Raw genomic sequence first — 15,582 nt, 5'->3', positions numbered from 1 at the left:
GGCGGCCACCGTGCCGTCGGGTCGGTGGGGTGGCAGGTTTGGGTGCTATTAAATTAATAGCTTCTAGTGCTTATCTATCAAGCGCTAGAAGCTATTTTTGTTGGAATTGCGCGCAGCGCTGGCACCCGCCAACTCCCCCAGGCGCATCTGGTCTTGGGCTTGGGCGGGGTGCCGCATACAATGCCCGGTTACCCCATGGCGGGCGCCCTGGCGCTGGCCGTGTGGAATTTCTACCGTTTTGACCATCCGCTGTGGAGTCCCTGCCGTGTTTATTTCTTCTGCTTTTGCCCAGACCGCTCCTGCCGCCGCTGCAGGTGGTGGCGACCTGATGTCTTCGCTGACCGGCATGCTGCCTTTGGTGCTGATGTTCGTGGTGTTGTACTTCGTCATGATCCGTCCCCAGATGAAGCGCCAAAAAGAGCACCGCGCCATGATTGATGCCATCGCCAAGGGCGACGAAGTGGCCACATCGGGCGGCATCATCGGCAAGGTCACACGCCTGTCCGAAGGCTTCCTGCACATCGAAATCGCCAACAACGTGGAAGTGCAGATCCAGCGCAGCGCCGTGGTGCAAGTGCTGCCCAAGGGCACGGTGAAGTAAAGAACCTGAAGTCAGGGCGTGGCAGCGGTTGTCGCTGCCAGCCTTCGTCAGGGGCAGCGGCCACGGCGCCGCCCGCCCCGATAGCTTTCCGTGAGGTAAGAGCGCGATCATGAACCGATATCCGGTCTGGAAGTGGGCGATCCTGGTGATCGTGCTGCTGGTGGGTGCCTTGTACAGCCTGCCCAATTTCTTTGGTGAAACGCCTGCGGTGCAGGTCTCTGCGGTCAAGAGCGGCGTCAAAATTGACGCCGACGTGGCGCAGCGGGTGGAGCAGGCCCTGGCGGCTGCCAGCCTGACGGCCGAGCGCGTGGCGGTGGAAGGCACTTCGGTGCGTGCCCGCTTTGACTCGCTGGAAACCCAGCTCAAGGCCAAGGACGCCATCCAGAAGGCCCTGGTGCCCGATGCGAACGACCCGAGCTTTGTGGTGGCGTTGAACCAGGTCTCGCGCACTCCTGCCTGGCTCAGCGCCATCCGCGCCCGCCCTATGTTCCTGGGGCTGGACTTGCGGGGCGGTGTGCACTTCATGCTGCAGGTGGATATGCAAGCGGCCCTCACCAAGAAGGCCGAGGCGTACGCTGGTGACATCCGCACCGCGCTGCGCGAAAAGAACGTGCGCCACAACGGCATTTCGCGCGATGGCCAGAACGTCGACATCAAGGTGGCCGACGAGGCCACGCAGACCACGGTGCGCAACCTCATCAGCGACCAGTTTGCCGACCTGCAGGTGGTGAGCCAGCCCGATGGCGATGGCTTGCGCCTGCGCGCCAGCATCAAGCCCGAGGCGGCACGCAAGGTGCAAGAGCAGGCCGTCAAGCAGAACATCGTCACGCTGCACAACCGGATCAACGAACTGGGCGTGACCGAGCCCGTGATCCAGCAGCAAGGCCAGGACCGCATCGTGGTGCAACTGGCTGGCGTGCAGGACACCGCACAGGCCAAAGACATTCTGGGCCGCACCGCTACGCTGGAAGTGCGCATGGTCGAAGAAAGCACCGAAGCCCGCGCTGCCGAGCAAGGCCGTGGCCCCGTGCCCTTTGGCACCGAGCGCTACCCTGAGCGCAGCGGCCAGTCCGTGATCGTGAAAAAGCAGGTCATCCTGACCGGCGAAAACCTGACCGACGCCCAGCCTGGCTTTGACGGCCAGACGCAAGAGCCCACCGTGAACCTGACGCTGGACGCCAAGGGCTCGCGCATTTTCCGCGACATCACGCGCGAGAACATTGGCAAGCGCATGGCCATCGTGCTGTTTGAAAAGGGCAAGGGCGAAGTGGTGACTGCGCCTGTGATCCGCTCTGAAATCGGTGGCGGCCGCGTGCAGATTTCGGGCCGCATGACGACGGCCGAGGCCAACAACACCGCGCTGCTGCTGCGCGCTGGCTCGCTGGCTGCGCCGATGGAAATCATTGAGGAATACACCATCGGCCCCACGCTGGGCGCTGACAACATCGAGCGTGGTATCCACAGCGTGGTGTGGGGCCTGGCCGCCATTGCCGCGTTCATGTGTGTGTACTACCTGCTGTTTGGCGTGATCTCCAGCATTGCGCTGGCGGTGAATGTGATGCTGCTGGTGGCCATCTTGTCCATGCTGCAGGCCACGCTCACGCTGCCTGGCATTGCCGCCATGGCGCTGGCCATCGGTGTGGCCATCGACTCGAACGTGCTGATCAACGAGCGCGTGCGCGAAGAGCTGCGCGCCGGGGTGGCACCGCAGGCGGCCATCCACACCGGTTATGACCGGGCGTGGGCCACAATTTTGGACTCGAACGTGACCACGCTGATCGCGGGCTTGGCCTTGCTGGCCTTTGGCTCGGGCCCTGTGCGCGGGTTTGCGGTGGTGCACTGCATCGGTATTTTGACCAGTATGTTCTCGGCGGTGTTCTTCTCGCGCGGTCTGGTGAACCTGTGGTACGGCCGCCAGAAGAAGCTCAAGAGCGTTTCCATCGGCCAGGTCTGGAAGCCTGAGGCCAGCGGCACTTCTGTGGCCAAGACGAACTAAGGGGCAGCGGCCATGGAATTTTTCCGAATCAAAAAAGACATCCCTTTCATGAAGCACGCGTTGGTTTTCAACGCGATCTCCTTCATCACTTTTGCGCTGGCGGTGTTCTTCCTGTTCTCCCGCGGGTTGCACCTGTCGGTGGAGTTCACGGGCGGCACCGTGATGGAAGTGGCCTACAGCCAGCCCGCTGAGCTGGCCAAGGTGCGCGACACCGTGTCGGGCCTGGGTTATACCGACGTGCAGGTGCAGAGCTTTGGCACACCCCGCGACGTGCTGATTCGCCTGCCTGTGCAAAAGGGCGTGACATCCGCGCAGCAAAGCGAGCAGGTGCTGCAAGCGCTGAAGGCTGGTGATGCCAATGTGGTGCTGCGCCGCACCGAGTTTGTGGGCCCGCAGGTGGGCGATGAGCTGGTGCACGGTGGCCTCATGGCGCTGGGCATGGTGGTGCTGGGCATCGTGATCTACCTGGCGTTCCGCTTTGAGTGGAAGTTCGGCGTGGCAGCCATCATCGCCAACTTGCACGACGTGGTGATCATCCTGGGCTTCTTCGCGTTCTTCCAGTGGGAGTTCTCGCTGTCGGTGCTGGCCGCCGTGCTGGCGGTGCTGGGCTACTCGGTCAACGAGTCGGTCGTGATTTTTGACCGTATCCGCGAAGCCTTCCGCAAGTACCGCAAGATGACGACGCACGAGGTGATTGACCACGCGATCACCAGCACGATGAGCCGTACCATCATCACCCACGCTTCGACCGAGGCAATGGTGCTGTCGATGCTGTTCTTTGGCGGCCCGAGCTTGCACTACTTTGCCATGGCGTTGACTATCGGTATCTTGTTTGGTATCTACTCCTCGGTGTTTGTGGCGGCTGCCATTGCCATGTGGCTGGGTGTCAAGCGCGAAGATCTGGTGTCGGGTCCACGCAAAGAGGCCGGTGATCCCAATGACCCCAATGCCGGAGCCGCCGTCTGACCCGGTAATATTGACGCATGCAGACAAACGACTCTCTCGTAGCGCAACGCCGCCTGGCGCGCCAGGCGCGCCAGCGTTTCGTTGAGGGGTTGTGCACCAGTCTGCCGGACCTGGACAAGACAGTGACCGAGTTCCTGTCGGCGCTTATGGCGCAAACAGGCACCCAGCGTGAAATGCAGACCCGGCGCGACGCCTGGCTGCTGTACCAGCAACACCACACGGCCTGGCTGGAGCGCACGGCCAAGACCTGGCGCGATGCGCTGGCCCCCCACTCCAGCAGCAGCCAGGGGCAGGCCGTACTGGGCAGCCAGTTCGAGCTGCTCAGCGACGATGTGGTGGAGAACAAGATCGTGGCCGCCCGCATGGCCATCACGGTGGCTGAGCAGGTGAGCCAGCAGTTTGACTCCTTGCGCCAGCGCACCCAGGTGCTGGAGGGCCAGGACATGGACAGCACCGACATCCTGCGGGTTGAGACGGTGTGCCTGAAGCTGGTGGAGCAATGGGTGGATGCGGGCTTGCCCCGCACCGATTTGCTCACGGTGGTTGACCCGCTGCAGCGCGAGCTGGCCAAGCAGGTCCAAAAGCACTACCAGGCCGTCAACGTGTTTTATGTGGAGCAAGGCGTGGCCATGCCCACGGACATGCGGGGGCGCGTGCGCCGCACCGCTTCGGGTGGCGTGGGCGGGGGGGCTGAATCCTCCGGGGCGGGCGGTTTGGCCTCCCAGGCGCTGGCCCAGTCGCGTGATGCCATGGCGGGCATGCAAGGTGCGCCGAGCGGGCGATGGGGTGGCCCGGCATCTGGCCGGGGCGAGCCTTTGCAACAGCGCCCCATGATGCCCCCCCAGCAAGGGCAGTACATGGCGCCCCACCCGGGCATGGTGGGCGGAGGCTACGGCGCCGCCACGGGCATGACGCCGTTGATCCGTGCCCGCCAGCGTGCGCAAGGGGTGATGGGCCAGTTGCGCAAGCTATTGACCCAGCCAGCGACCGGTTTTGACATGGTCAAGGCTCCACCAGCCTCCGCTGCCTTGGCACACGCCTTGTCTGCGCAGCGGGTTCAGGCAGACACGTATTACAGCGGCGTAGCCACTCTCATGGAAGATTACAGTCCCGCTGCCGTGGTGCAGGTGGCTGGTGCCGTGCGCGAACGCTCGGTCGAGCTCAAGAAAAAAGCCGTCACCCCGGGCGAAAAGGCCATCATTGAGGTGGTGGCGCTGATGTTCCAGAGCATCCTGGCCGAAGACCGCATTCCACCCGCCGTGCGGGTGTGGTTTGCGCGCTTGCAGGTGCCGGTGTTGCGGGTGGCCCTGGCAGAGCCCGAGTTTTTCAGCAACCTGGACCACCCTGCACGGCAACTGATTGACCGCATGGGCGCTTGCGTCATGGGCTTTGACGCCACGGCCATCAACGGCAGCGCGTTGGAGGCAGAAATCCGCCGGGTGGTGCAGGTGATTGAGCAGTACCCCGAGACCGGGCGCCGTGTGTTCCAGCTGGTGTACGAAGAGTTTGAGAAATTCCTCTCCAAGTTCCTGACCGAAAAGCAGGCCACGTCGCGCCTGGTGAGCGTGGCCCAGCAGGTGGAGCAGCGTGAGACGCTGGCCATCCAATACACCATCGAACTGCGGACCATGCTGCGCGACATGCCGGTGCGCGATGAGATCCGTGAATTCCTCTTCAAGACCTGGGCCGAGGTGCTGGCCTTGTCTGCGGTGCGCGATGGTGCGCAGCATGCGGACACGGTGATGTTCAAGCAGACCGCAGCCGATCTGGTGTGGGCCGCCAGCGCCAAGCCCAATCGCACCGACCGCTCGCTGGTGATCCAGCAACTGCCGGGTCTGCTGCAGCGCCTGCGCCAAGGGCTGACGCTGATTGGTGTGACAGGGGCTGAGCAGGATGCGGGCATCAAGGTGCTGACGGACACCCTGGCCGAAGCATTTTTGTCCAAGACGGCGAGCATTCCGCAAGCGCACATCGAGGCCATGTCCAAGCGCTTGGCCAATTTGGAAGACTTCATCAACGATGCCACGCTGGGCGACATGCCGCTCAATTCCGAAAGCATCGAAATGATGCTGGGCATCGACGCATCCTCGATCTTCGTGATTGCCGACAATGGCGCCCCGGTGGACGATGCCATGGTGGCCTGGGCCCAGGACCTCAAACCCGGTACCTGGTACACGCTGGACCACAACGGGTCTTCGGCCCAGGTGCAGTATGCGTGGCAGAGCAAGCGCAAGCAGTTGCATCTGTTTGCTGCCGTCGATGGCAGCAGCTACCTGATCCAGCTGCACCGGCTGGCGGCCTATCTGCAGACCGGCCTGCTGGTGGCGCAGGACGAAGAGGGGCTCACCATGCGTGCCACCCGCGACGCCCTGGCCAAGCTGGACGCCAACCCTGAGCGCCTGCTTGACTGAGCCAGCCAGCCAGCCTGCGTGCACGCAGCTGGCAGTGAGTGCCCTGTCACACCGCACAGGCTTCTGCCTGCTTTGAGCGGCGCCTAGCCGCGCCCCATGCGCTGAAACAATGCGCCGGGCAGCCGGGCGATGGCACCGTCCAACTCCAATTCCAGCAGCTGCACTTGCAGGCTGGCCGTGTCTAGGCCTGTGCGGCTGACCAGCGCATCCAGCCCGACCGGGTCGTAGCCCATGGCCTGCAGCAGCGGGCTTTCGGCGGCTACTGGCGGTGCCTCGCCAGCCACCGCTTCGGGTGAGCGCGGGGCTGCAGACCATCGGCACTCTTCCAGAACATCTTGGGCCGACTCGACCAGCTTGGCGCCTTGCTTGATCAGTGCGTGGCAGCCCCGCGATTGGGGTGCGTGGATGGAGCCCGGAATAGCGAACACTTCCCGGCCTTGCTCGGATGCCATGCGGGCCGTGATCAGCGAGCCTGAGGCCAATGCGGCCTCGACCACCAGGGTGCCTTGCGATAGGCCGGAAATGATGCGATTGCGCTTGGGGAAGTTGCCTGCCAAGGGCGGGGTGCCCAGCGGGTATTCGCTGACCAGCAGGCCGTGCCGGGCAATGCGGTGGGCCAGTGCCAGATGTTTGCTGGGGTAGACGCGGTCCAGTCCTGTGCCCACGATGGCGATGGTGGCGGCCTGCTCTGAGCCATCGCCCGGCACTACATCGGCCAAGGCCCCTTCATGCGCGGCGGCATCTACGCCCAGTGCCAGGCCAGACACGATGGTCAGCCCCGCCGCGCGCAGTGCTTTGGCAAATTGGTAGGCGTTGTCTGCCCCCTGTGCCGTGGGGTTGCGGCTGCCCACCACGGCCAGGCATTGACCCTCGCTGAAGGGGGTGCCTTGCACCAGGGCTTGGGCGCCCATCACGTACAGCATCAGGGGCGGGTCCTCGGTGTCCAGCATTCTCTGGGGAAAGCGCCGGTCCCCCAGGGTGATGATGTCCCGGGCCACGCCTTCGGGGGTGTCGGTCGCTTGCAGCCACTGCCAGGTCTTCTCCAGCAAATCCGGCCACTCGGCGGGCGGCGTGCTCAGTGCTTGGGCCTGGCGCGGCGTTACCCACTGGCCCAGGACTGCTTCAGGTTGGGCAAAGATGCCCGCAGGCAGGCCAAAGGCCGCCAGCAGCTTGCGCGCAGCCTGGTTGCCAATGCCTTTGGTGGTGGCAAGCCGTAGCCATGCGCCCAGTTCGTCCCGGTCCATAGTTGGCCAATGAGGGTTGGAAGGTTTGTATGGGGGCGATGCAAAACGGGGCCCGAAGGCCCCGTTGCAGCGTGATCGATCGCAGGCTGGGCTGCGTTTACTGTGGGTTGACCAGTCGGTCGCCCACTTGCACGCCAGTGCGCACTTCCAGCAGCAGTGCGTACGAAACCTTGTCAAAGGTCAAGAACACCATGGCCAAGCCGTTGTGTTCGCTGGGCAGCTTGATCATTGGCTTGCCGTCGCCGGTCACGTCCTTGACGAGGTCGCCTTTGGTCAGCAAGGTCAGCACATGCCCTGGCTCAATGCCTTGGGTGGAGCCCATGTTGATGGCCACGACCTGGTTTTGCCCAGCCACCGCCACGTTGGAGGAGCCATAAATGGACACCACGCGGGCGTTCACGTTGGTTTGTGGCTCGTGGGGAATGTAGTTCTTGAAGTTACGGCCGGGCTCAGGAAGCATGCGGTCGCCTGCGCGAATCTCTTCCTTGGTGGCCGTGATGTCCACGGTGGCTGGCACCAACTCTTGCTTGACCTTGCCCTTGCCGTCGCTGACTTCTTCCACGGTTTCGCTGCGGGCCAGTTCGGCATTGCCTAGGTAGCGCGCTTCGTAGCCCAGGATTTCACCCGACACGGGGTCCTTCAGTGCCACGGCATCGCGGAACACGCGGAAGCTGCGGGGGTTGCCCGCCTTGGTGCTCAACTGGGCATTGGCGCTGCCGCGTGCGTACACACGATCGCCTGCGGCCATCAGTACGCGCTGGTCGGTCGTAGCCACCAGTCGGGGCGCTTGCTCAATGGTGGCGGCATCGGCCACCAGGGGCTCGACCAGGAAGGGCGCAATCAGGTGCGATTGGAGGGTGGGCAGGGCCAGGCTGGCCAGGCTGTCGGTGCGTGTGCGGGGCGACAGGCGCACGGTGTCGGAGCCGCCCACGGGCTGGGTGCGCAGGCGCGCATAGCCGTCGGACTTGTCCAGGTACAGCGCTTGTCCGGGGAAGATCAGGTGGGGATTGGGCAGGGCCTTGAGGTTCATGCCCCACAGCTCAGGCCAGCGCCATGGGCTCTTGAGGTACATCTTGGAGATGTCCCACAGCGTATCGCCGCGCTTGACGACGTAGGTGTCAGGGGCGTTGGGGGCCAACTCGGAGATCGGGATGCCCTTCTCTGACACCTGTTGCGCGGTGCTGCGCTGGGCATCGGAAATCGGGTACTTTTGTGCCAAGGCGGGCGTGCATGCCAAAGCTGCGGCAATGACTGTCAGCGCACCCAAGGCTGTTCGCTGCGCGCTGGAGAAAGTCATCATGTTTTTCCTTTTTTGATGCATTGAGAAACGCCCCCTCACTGACGCCCGGCCACCCATATCAGGCGAGTGGCCAAGCAGAACCATTACAAATCATCTCAGATTCTCTGCTCAAGCCCTTGATTCGGCAACGAATATTGGCCTGCTGGGCAGCGCCTTTGCTCAAAAGTGGCGAAAATAGCGACACTTATTACCTGGTTTCATGGCAATTCTTCCTATTCTCTGTTACCCCGATCCACGCCTGCACAAGGTGGCCAAGCCTGTTGCTGCGGTGGACGAGCGCATCCAAACCCTGGTGGCCGATATGCTGGCCACCATGTACGACGCCCACGGCATTGGCCTGGCCGCTACGCAAATTGACGTGCATGAGCGCGTGGTGGTGATCGACGTCTCTGAAGAGCGCGATCAGCCGCTGGTGCTCATCAACCCTGAAATCACCTGGGCCAGCCCTGAAAAGCAAGTGGGCGATGAAGGCTGCCTGTCTGTGCCGGGTATTTACGACGGTGTCGAGCGTTCTAGCAGCGTGCATGTCAAAGCCTTGAATGAAAAAGGCCAGACGCACACCGTGCAAGCCGATGGCCTTCTCGCTGTGTGTATTCAGCACGAGATGGACCATTTGCTGGGCAAGGTGTTTGTGGAATATCTCTCTCCCCTCAAACGCAATCGCATCAAGACCAAAATGGTCAAACAGCAGCGAGGTAATCGCGAGTGAATACCCAGGTGCCCAGCATCCATGTGGGGGTGCGGGCACTGCGCGCGCGCATGGTTTTGTGTGCGCAGCGGTGGGCATCCGCGGTTGCGCTGTGTGGACTGGGCGTTGCCTGTGCCTTGCTGGTGGGCTGCGCCAGCCCGGCCAAAGAACCCCTGGGTGCCTCGCGCCAAGAGGTGGCCCAGCGGCTGGGCCAACCCACGGCGGTGTACCCCCGGGCCGAGGGCGGGGAGCGTTGGCAGTACTCCGAGCTGCCCGCTGGCGTTCAGGTCTACAACCTGGACTTTGATGCCGCTGGCCGCTTGGTGGCCAACGCTGCGGCGCTCACCCAGCAGTGGCTGGAGCAGATTCCCATCGGGCAATGGACTGTGGCCGATGTGCGCTACTGGCTGGGCACCCCGCAGCGCGTAGACCGGGTCGCCCGCTTTGACGGGGAGGTCTGGGTCTACCGCTTCACCCAGTTGTCCGACCCCCGCTTCGCCTACATCCATATCGACCCCTCGGGCACCGTGCGGCAGGTGCTGTTTGTGGACGATGTTTCCAACGCCCCAGACGACCGCCCTTGACGGTGGCCCGGCGGCCCCATCGGGCCGCTTTTTGCTGCGCCACCGACCCCAGAGGGCTGTTGCCCCGCTGACCCGTATTGCGAGAGATACCCCATGAGAGTGATTTTTGCCGGCACCCCCGAATTTGCCCGCGTGGCCCTGGACCGTTTGTTGGCGGCAGGCTTTACCGTGCCGTTGGTGCTGACGCAGCCTGACCGCCCCGCCGGGCGCGGCATGAAGCTGCAGGCATCGCTCGTCAAACAGTGCGCGCTGGAGCATGGCATTGCCGTGGCCCAGCCGCGCAGCCTGCGGCTGGACGGCAAGTACCCCGAAGACGCCGCTGCCGCGCGCGAGGCCCTGCTGGCCGCCCAGGCCGATGTGATGGTGGTGGCCGCCTACGGGCTGATCCTGCCGCAGTGGGTGCTGGATTTGCCCGCCAAAGGCTGCCTCAACATCCACGCCAGCGTGCTGCCACGTTGGCGCGGCGCAGCGCCCATCCACCGGGCGATCGAGGCGGGCGATGCACAAACCGGCGTCACCATCATGCAGATGGACGCAGGCCTGGACACGGGTGACATGCTGCTGCTGGAGAAAACCCCCATTGCCGCCACCGACACCACCGCCGTGCTGCACGACCGCCTGGCCACCCTGGGCGGTCGCATGATTGTGGAAGCCCTGGAACTGGCCGCCTGTGGTGGCCTGCAGCCCGTGCCCCAGCCTGCTGAGGGCGTTACCTACGCCCACAAGATTGAAAAGGCCGAGAGCGAAATCGACTGGTCTTTGCCTGCTGCGGCCATTGGCCAGCGCATCCGGGCGTTCGACCCGTTTCCGGGCGCCAGCACCCATTTGCAGGGCGAGGCTATCAAGGTATGGAGCTATGAAATTAATAGCTGCTCGCGCTTATCTAATGAGCGCTACGGCCAGATTTTGGCATCAGGCCCCGAGGGCGTGACGGTGGCTTGCGGCGACGGCGCCCTGCGCCTCACCACCTTGCAGCGTGCGGGGGGCAAGCGCCTGCCCGTGGCTGATTTCTTGCGCGGCTTTCCGCTGCCGGTGGGGCAGGTGCTGGGCGCTGGCGCGGGGGCGGCGTGAGCACCGCAACCCCATCCACCTGGGGGGCCATGGTGCGCCACCCGTCCTTTCGCATGGCCGCCAAAGACATGGCGGGCACCTCGCTGGGCATTGGCGCCTGGGGGCTGGTCACCGGGGTGGCCATGATCAAGAGTGGCATGTCGCTGCCCATGGCAGTGTTCATGTCGCTGGTGGTGTACGCGGGCAGCGCGCAACTGGCCGTCATCCCGTTGCTCACGGTGGGCGCGCCGCTGTGGGTGGTGTGGCTCACGGCCGCGTGTGTGAACCTGCGCTTCGTCATCTTCAGCAGCATGTGGCGCAACTACTTTGCCCACCTGCCACGGCGCTGGCGCCTGGTGATTGGCTACTTCAGCGGCGACGTGATCTTTGTGGCGTTCATGAAGCGCTTTCCGGCGCAAACCCCCGAGCCTGACCAAGTGCCTTACTTTGCCGGGGCCGCCTGCACCAACTGGCTGGCATGGCAAGTGCCGTCGCTGTTGGGCATTGCGCTGGCCAATGTGGTGCCGCTGTCCTGGGGCCTCGGGTTTGCGGGCGTGCTGGCGCTGTTGGGGGTGCTGCTGTCACTGCTGTTTGACCGCGCCACCTGGCTGGCCACGGGCGTGGCGGCCACGGCGGCCATCGCCGCCTTTGCGCTGCCGCTCAAGCTCAACATCCTGGTGGCCATTGCCGCCGCCGTGGCCGTGGGGCTGATGATCGAAGCGGTGGAGCATCGCCGCCGCCACCCCGAGCTGCTGCTGGTGCCTGCCAACGAAAAACTGCCTGCGGACGAAAAACAGCATGTGCGCGACGGCGACGTCGTGCCCGTGCGCGAGGAGCGCCATCCATGAACTGGTCCTGGGTTGAACCCGTCATCGCCATCCTGGGGCTGGCTGTCATCACCGTGGTGTCGCGGTCGTTCTTCATGATCCCCGAGCGCGAGATGGCGCTGCCCGACTGGCTCAAGCGCGGCCTCAAATACGCCCCGCTGGCCGCGCTGTCGGCCGTGATTGCGCCCGAGATCTTCATGGCCCACGGCGAATTCATCCAGACCTTCCAGGACGCCCGCTTGCCCGCCGTGGTCCTGGCCAGTGCCTACTACTTCTGGAAGCGCGGCATCCTGGGCACCATCGTGGTGGGTATGGCGGTGTACCTGCCGCTGCACATCGGCTGGGGCTGGTAGGAATAGCACCCCCTGGGTCGCCTTCGGCGCCTCCCCCTCTCTCGCTTCGCGGGAGGGGGACGCACCCGGTGGCCTGGCAAAGCCAGTTCCACGGGTGCACTGGCACAGACCGGGGGGCCCCTCTGCTGCGGTTACTAAAATGGCCGCCGCGAGAGCCCTCCTTTCCCTTTACACCTCTGCTATGAACATCCTTCGCTTTTCCGATCTGTGCGCCCAGGGCAAGGCCCGCAACCAGCGCGTCTTCATCCGTGCCGACCTGAACGTGCCGCAAGACGACGCTGGCAATATCACTGAAGACACCCGCATCCGTGCTTCCATCCCCGCCATCCGCATGGCGCTGGACGCCGGTGCCGCTGTGATGGTGACCAGCCACCTGGGCCGCCCGACCGAAGGCGAGTTCAAACCCGAAGACTCTCTGGCCCCCGTGGCCAAACGCCTGGCCGAGCTGCTGGGCCGTGAGGTTCCGCTGGTTGCCAACTGGGTGGACGGCGTGCAAGTGGCCCCCGGCCAGATCGTGCTGCTGGAAAACTGCCGCCTGAACGTGGGCGAGAAGAAGAACAAGGAAGAGCTGGCCCGCAAGCTGGCCGCACTCTGTGACATCTTCGTGAACGACGCCTTTGGCACCGCCCACCGCGCCGAAGGCACCACCTACGGCATCGCGCAGTACGCCCCCATAGCCTGCGCCGGCCCGCTGCTGTCGGCTGAGATTGACGCCCTGACCAAGGCCCTGGCCCAGCCCCAGCGCCCCCTGGCCGCCATCGTGGCGGGCTCCAAGGTGTCGACCAAGCTCACCATCTTGCAAAGCCTGGCCGATAAGGTGGACCAGCTCATCGTCGGCGGCGGCATTGCCAACACCTTCATGCTTGCCGCAGGCCTGCCCATCGGCAAGAGCCTGGCCGAGCCCGACCTGCTGGACGCCGCCAAGTCCGTGATGGCCGCGATGAAGGCCCGTGGCGCTGAGGTCCCGATCCCTACCGACGTGGTGGTCGCCAAGACCTTCGCAGCCGACGCCCCCGCCACCGTGAAGGCCGCCACCGATGTGGCGGCAGACGACATGATCCTGGACATCGGCCCCGAGACTGCGGCCCGCCTGGCGGCACAGCTCAAGTCCGCAGGCACCATCGTCTGGAACGGCCCCGTGGGCGTGTTTGAGTTTGCCGCCTTTGAAAACGGCACCAAGCAACTCGCCAAGGCCATTGCCGAGTCGCCCGCCTTCAGCATTGCGGGCGGTGGCGACACGCTGGCCGCCATTGCCAAGTACGGCATCGACAAGCAGGTGGGTTACATCTCCACCGGCGGCGGTGCTTTCCTGGAGGTGCTGGAAGGCAAGACCCTGCCCGCCTTCGAGATTCTGGAAAAGCGCGCAGCTGGAAACTAAGACCGCCCGGCAAGTCACTTGCCCGAAGGGTTGGAGTGAAATCGGGCCGATGAATTTGGAGTTTTGACGCCCCGGCTGCTTGCATGGGCACGAGCCTATGCGGCGCACCCGTTGCATCCACTCATCCCGATTGCACTCCAATGCGATCCCCGAAAAGATCGTCAACAGGTTCTAAGGGCCACCCTGCGGGGTGGCCTTTTTCATGGGCAGACCCACCCGACGCCCATTTCAGCGGCACCCACCTAAAATCACCCCCCATGACCTTCATCGACACACTGCGCACTGCCACCACGCAAAACCAATCCATGCTGTGCGTGGGCCTGGACCCTGAGCCCTCCCGCTTCCCCGCCCACATGAAGGGCGACGCCAGCAAGATTTACGACTTCTGCGCAGCCATCGTCGATGCCACAGCCGATCTGGTCTGCTCCTTCAAGCCGCAGATTGCCTACTTTGCCGCCTACCGGGCCGAAGACCAACTCGAACGCCTGATGGAGCACATGCGCCGCACAGCGCCGAAGGTGCCGGTGATTCTGGACGCCAAGCGCGGCGACATCGGCTCCACCGCGCAGCAGTACGCCAAGGAAGCGTTCGAGCGCTACGGCGCCGACGCCGTCACGCTCTCGCCCTTCATGGGCTTTGACTCCATCGAGCCCTACCTGGCCTACCACGGCAAGGGCGCATTCTTGCTGTGCCGCACCTCCAACCCTGGTGGCGACGATCTGCAAAACCAGCGCCTGGCCAGCATCGACGGCCAGCCCCTGGTGTACGAACACATCGCCAAGCTGGCCCAAGGCCCCTGGAACCTGAACGGACAGCTCGGCCTGGTGGTGGGCGCCACCTACCCGCAAGAGATTGAACGCGTGCGCAGCATTGCGCCCACGCTGCCCCTGCTCATCCCCGGCGTGGGCGCGCAGGGCGGCGATGCCGTGGCCACTGTGCGCGCAGGCCTGCGCAGCGATGGGCCCATCATCGTCAACTCGTCCCGTGCCGTGCTCTATGCATCGCAGGGCGCTGACTTTGGCGCGGCCGCCCGTGCCGAAGCGCAGCGCACCCGCGCTGTGCTGGAGGCCGCGCGCAGCGCCTGAGCCCCCGGCCGCAGGCTGTGCCCCTTCCACCCCCTCCAGCGCCAGCCCTTGTGCGTTGCCCCCAGGTGCCTTGCCCATGCAACTGAAATGGCTGGAGGACTTTGCCGTGCTGGCGCAGGAGCGCAGCTTCACCCGCGCCGCAGAGATACGCCACGTCACGCACCCGGCCTTTGGGCGCCGCATCCGCGCGCTCGAGGCCTGGGCCGGAACGCCGCTGATCGAGCGTGGCGGCGGCCCGGTGCGGCTCACCGCCGCAGGCCAGGCCTTTGTGGACACGGCCGAGCAAATGGCGCGCAACCTGGCCCAGTCGCACGATGAGCTGATGGCCATTGCAGGCCGTCAGGCCCGCACCGTCACGCTGGCCACAGGCCGCACCTTGGCGCGCACCGTGGTGGCCGACTGGCTGGTGCGTTTGCGGCCCCATCTGGCCGATGGGGAGCTGCGCATCCTCACCCGCGCGCTGGCCGATGCGGTGCAAGACTTGCAGCAGGGCGTGGCAGATTTCGCCATCCTCTACCACCACCTCTCGCTGACGGTGCCTTTGGATGGGCGACAGTTTTTGCATGTCGCCCTTGCCACTGACCGGCTCTTGCCCATAGCCCTGGCAGATGCGCATGGCGCTCCGCGCTATCGGCTGGGTGCGGGCAGCACAGCGGTGCCGTATATCGCGTTTGGCCGCACGCTCGCGCTGGGGCGTTTGGTGGAGGACCTGCTGGCCCACCACCCCCAGGCCAGCAGCCTGCAGCGGTTGGTGGAATGTGACTCGCCCGATGCGAACTACGAGTACGTGCGCAAAGGTTTGGGGGTGTCCTGGCTGCCTTGGTCCATGGTGCATGGCGACTGCAAGTCGGGCCTTTTGGCGCCTGCCGGTGACAAGAGCCTGGAGGTGAAGTTCGATGTGCGGCTGTACCGCCCCAAGCGCCGGCTCAGCACGCTGGCAGAGGTGCTCTGGTCCACGATTGCGCGCCGCTGATACAGCGCAGTTGCGCGGTCGCCTGCGCAGAGGGTGCGTGGACCCGCAGGACAGTGCATCAGTTGCTGAGGGGCAGCAGAACAACCGGCGGCCAGGAGATTCCGGTGCCAAAAATGCACCGTCTCG

The 15,582-nt window shown here is 64.6% G+C and carries 14 protein-coding genes; 12 read left to right on the top strand and 2 right to left on the bottom strand.

The window, feature by feature from the left end; translation table 11 throughout:
- Positions 1 to 265: 265 nt before the first annotated feature.
- The 4 genes from yajC (at position 266) to CLU88_RS14325 (ending at position 5,974) form a co-directional block, all read left to right on the top strand.
- Positions 266 to 601 carry a preprotein translocase subunit YajC gene (gene yajC / locus CLU88_RS14340; RefSeq protein ID WP_099657168.1) on the top strand — a complete coding sequence of 112 codons (336 nt, stop codon included), beginning with the start codon at positions 266 to 268 and terminating at the stop codon, positions 599 to 601.
- A gap of 109 nt (positions 602 to 710) precedes the next feature.
- Positions 711 to 2,597 (top strand): protein translocase subunit SecD, encoded by a 1,887-nt coding sequence (secD, locus tag CLU88_RS14335; RefSeq protein ID WP_099657167.1) that lies wholly within the window; start codon positions 711 to 713, stop codon positions 2,595 to 2,597.
- A 12-nt stretch (positions 2,598 to 2,609) separates the two neighbouring features.
- The gene (gene secF, locus CLU88_RS14330; protein ID WP_099657166.1) at positions 2,610 to 3,563 is read left to right on the top strand and encodes a protein translocase subunit SecF; all 954 of its coding nucleotides are present in this window, start codon (positions 2,610 to 2,612) and stop codon (positions 3,561 to 3,563) included.
- A 17-nt stretch (positions 3,564 to 3,580) separates the two neighbouring features.
- On the top strand, positions 3,581 to 5,974 hold the full coding sequence (locus CLU88_RS14325) for a DUF1631 family protein (RefSeq protein ID WP_099657165.1): 2,394 nt from the start codon (positions 3,581 to 3,583) through the stop codon (positions 5,972 to 5,974).
- Between the two features lie 83 nt (positions 5,975 to 6,057).
- On the opposite strand, the gene dprA is transcribed toward CLU88_RS14325, so the two are convergent.
- Together dprA and CLU88_RS14315 are read right to left on the bottom strand one after the other, a co-directional pair.
- Complete coding sequence (dprA, locus tag CLU88_RS14320) at positions 6,058 to 7,218, bottom strand: DNA-processing protein DprA (RefSeq protein WP_099657164.1); 1,161 nt, start codon at positions 7,216 to 7,218, stop codon at positions 6,058 to 6,060.
- A gap of 97 nt (positions 7,219 to 7,315) precedes the next feature.
- Positions 7,316 to 8,518: a LysM peptidoglycan-binding domain-containing protein gene (locus CLU88_RS14315; RefSeq protein ID WP_099657163.1), complete on the bottom strand. Its 1,203-nt coding sequence runs from the start codon at positions 8,516 to 8,518 to the stop codon at positions 7,316 to 7,318.
- Between the two features lie 199 nt (positions 8,519 to 8,717).
- Between CLU88_RS14315 and def the strand changes: the two genes are divergently transcribed.
- The 8 genes from def (at position 8,718) to CLU88_RS14275 (ending at position 15,456) form a co-directional block, all read left to right on the top strand.
- A complete protein-coding gene (def, locus tag CLU88_RS14310) occupies positions 8,718 to 9,227 on the top strand; it encodes a peptide deformylase (protein ID WP_099657162.1) in 510 nt (169 codons plus the stop codon).
- Positions 9,224 to 9,790 carry a hypothetical protein gene (locus CLU88_RS14305; protein WP_099657161.1) on the top strand — a complete coding sequence of 189 codons (567 nt, stop codon included), beginning with the start codon at positions 9,224 to 9,226 and terminating at the stop codon, positions 9,788 to 9,790. Before def ends, CLU88_RS14305 begins: the two co-directional genes overlap by 4 nt.
- Positions 9,791 to 9,883: 93 nt before the next feature.
- On the top strand, positions 9,884 to 10,861 hold the full coding sequence (fmt, locus tag CLU88_RS14300) for a methionyl-tRNA formyltransferase (RefSeq protein ID WP_099657160.1): 978 nt from the start codon (positions 9,884 to 9,886) through the stop codon (positions 10,859 to 10,861).
- A gap of 29 nt (positions 10,862 to 10,890) precedes the next feature.
- Positions 10,891 to 11,688, top strand: coding sequence for an AzlC family ABC transporter permease (locus tag CLU88_RS14295; protein WP_099657159.1), 798 nt, complete (start codon positions 10,891 to 10,893; stop codon positions 11,686 to 11,688).
- The gene (locus tag CLU88_RS14290; protein WP_099657158.1) at positions 11,685 to 12,020 is read left to right on the top strand and encodes an AzlD domain-containing protein; all 336 of its coding nucleotides are present in this window, start codon (positions 11,685 to 11,687) and stop codon (positions 12,018 to 12,020) included. Before CLU88_RS14295 ends, CLU88_RS14290 begins: the two co-directional genes overlap by 4 nt.
- Before the next feature lie 181 nt (positions 12,021 to 12,201).
- Complete coding sequence (locus CLU88_RS14285) at positions 12,202 to 13,398, top strand: phosphoglycerate kinase (RefSeq protein ID WP_099657157.1); 1,197 nt, start codon at positions 12,202 to 12,204, stop codon at positions 13,396 to 13,398.
- 257 nt (positions 13,399 to 13,655) lie between these two features.
- Positions 13,656 to 14,483 (top strand): orotidine-5'-phosphate decarboxylase, encoded by an 828-nt coding sequence (gene pyrF / locus CLU88_RS14280; RefSeq protein WP_099657156.1) that lies wholly within the window; start codon positions 13,656 to 13,658, stop codon positions 14,481 to 14,483.
- 76 nt (positions 14,484 to 14,559) lie between these two features.
- Positions 14,560 to 15,456 carry a LysR family transcriptional regulator gene (locus tag CLU88_RS14275; RefSeq protein WP_099657155.1) on the top strand — a complete coding sequence of 299 codons (897 nt, stop codon included), beginning with the start codon at positions 14,560 to 14,562 and terminating at the stop codon, positions 15,454 to 15,456.
- The last annotated feature ends 126 nt before the right edge of the window (positions 15,457 to 15,582 follow it).

This window comes from Acidovorax sp. 56 (assembly GCF_002749705.1).
In the GTDB taxonomy this organism is placed as follows: Bacteria; Pseudomonadota; Gammaproteobacteria; order Burkholderiales; family Burkholderiaceae_C; genus Acidovorax.
This window is presented reverse-complemented; position numbering and strand designations above follow the sequence as displayed.